This window comes from Vibrio sp. 2130-1 (assembly GCF_033339515.1).
The window spans coordinates 1-761 of the sequence record NZ_JAWOUT010000199.1 but is presented as its reverse complement, the minus strand read 5'-3'; the positions used below and the strand labels follow the sequence as shown (position 1 = coordinate 761).

Here is a 761-nt window from a genome sequence, read left to right as displayed (position 1 = left end):
TCTTCTTTTGCTAAAAGCTCAATCATGCCTTCTTCCCACTGAGTATGATCCAGTAGGTAGCCTTGAGCATCAGTTTCAATTTCTTTGCCGTTGTAAACGAACATAACGTCTTATCCGTTAAGTGAACATGGATGTTTATAGATTAGCGCACACGTTAGGAAGTTCTCAACAAAAGAATCCTGAAGTCGTACTGAGCGAAGCAAAAGCATACAAAGTAGCAGGGCTTTAATGAATACTGATGATGTGTCCAAAACTCACTACTATGCAGAAAAATAATAAATTATTCAGCTTGTTAAAAATTTAACGGGGGTAATACCAAGATATTTGCATTTATATTCAGGCTTATTCATTTTTATTATCGTTTTTTGATAGTCAGCTGTCTAATTAATGAAATTTTGTTTAAGGATGAATCGGTTACGACGTTGTGTTTATTCCTTTGGGTCGATATTCTCTGGGTTTGATAACCGACCTGTGCTCAGGTTAGAAACAACACTCATGACAAGGAGTCAGTCATGTCGACACAACGTTACATTGAGATTAATGACAACGTAAAATCCACTTGGTCTATTGAGCGTATTTGGAAGCTTGCAGAATCCTTACCCGTAGAAGAAATTTCTATTGATGACATTAAAGGTCCGAATGAGGTGACCTGGTTTAGTGATGAAGGGCCGCAGCCAACCTGTCGTGAAATCGCGAAACATTGCCAACGTATCAACAATGCCGATGTATCGTATCCCGTGATCTTAACTAGTGACTACCGA

2 protein-coding genes are annotated in these 761 nt (G+C 38.6%); one reads left to right on the top strand and one right to left on the bottom strand.

Annotated elements, in window-relative coordinates:
• Positions 1 to 104, bottom strand: a 104-nt coding sequence (locus tag R7Q09_RS25160; protein ID WP_318143824.1) for a TusE/DsrC/DsvC family sulfur relay protein, incomplete at its 3' end; no start/stop codon positions are given.
• Positions 105 to 512: 408 nt separating this feature from the next.
• Here R7Q09_RS25160 and R7Q09_RS25155 point away from each other — a divergent pair.
• A partial coding sequence (locus tag R7Q09_RS25155) for a chromosome partitioning protein ParB (RefSeq protein WP_318143823.1) occupies positions 513 to 761 on the top strand: 249 nt, incomplete at its 3' end.